An 843-nucleotide genomic window follows, 5' to 3' on the forward strand; every position below is an offset into this window, starting at 1 on the left:
CTAGGGCGTGTCATCAATTAGCAGAGATATTTTAAAATAAGCTATACTAATTCTATATATAGCAAACTGAGCTCAACTATTATGACAAGACGACATGCCCTACGTGATGACCAATGGGAGCGTATTAAAGACCTTCTGCCAGGCAAATCAAGTGACGTTGGTGTTACCGCAAAAGACAACCGCTTATTCGTAGAAGCTGTTCTATACCGCTATAAGACCGGCATTCCTTGGCGTGACCTCCCTGAACGCTTTGGCGACTTCAGAGTGATTCATACTCGCTTTAGTCGCTGGTCAAAAAAAGGCGTATGGGAGCAGGTTTTTAATCAGCTGTCCGAACAATCAGACGATGAATATGCCATGCTAGATGCCACGATTGTTAAAGCCCATCAGCATAGCGCTGGAAAAAAAGGGATCAAGCCATTGGACGCAGCAAAGGTGGACTGACCACTAAAATACATACTCGTACAGATGCATTAGGCAATCCTACTGGCTTTTATCTGACGGGTGGCGCAGCTCATGACCTGTGTGGCTCAGATGAACTGCTTGATGTCAGTATTAGCCAAACTTGGCTTGCCGATAGAGCTTACGATGCTGATGCCCGTGTTATTGAACCGATTAAAGCAGTACAAGGCCATGCAGTCATACCTTCAAAGTGTCATCGGCTGCAGCCAAGAGACTTGGACGAAGAGCTCTATAAAGCAAGGCATCTAATTGAAAACTTCTTTGCCAAGATCAAGCAGTACCGTGCGATTGCCACTCGTTATGATAAGTTAGCCAGTCATTTCCTCAGTGCGATTCATCTGGTCTCTTGCGTGGTTTGGCTTAATTGATGACACGCCCTAG

1 pseudogene is annotated in these 843 nt (G+C 45.4%); it reads left to right on the top strand.

Annotated elements, in window-relative coordinates:
• Nucleotides 1-81 precede the first annotated feature (81 nt).
• A pseudogene (locus tag EI161_RS14525) lies at nt 82-830 on the top strand (IS5 family transposase).
• Nucleotides 831-843: the final 13 nt, after the last annotated feature.

This window comes from Psychrobacter sp. FME5, from assembly GCF_014861375.1.
Classification (GTDB): domain Bacteria; phylum Pseudomonadota; class Gammaproteobacteria; order Pseudomonadales; family Moraxellaceae; genus Psychrobacter.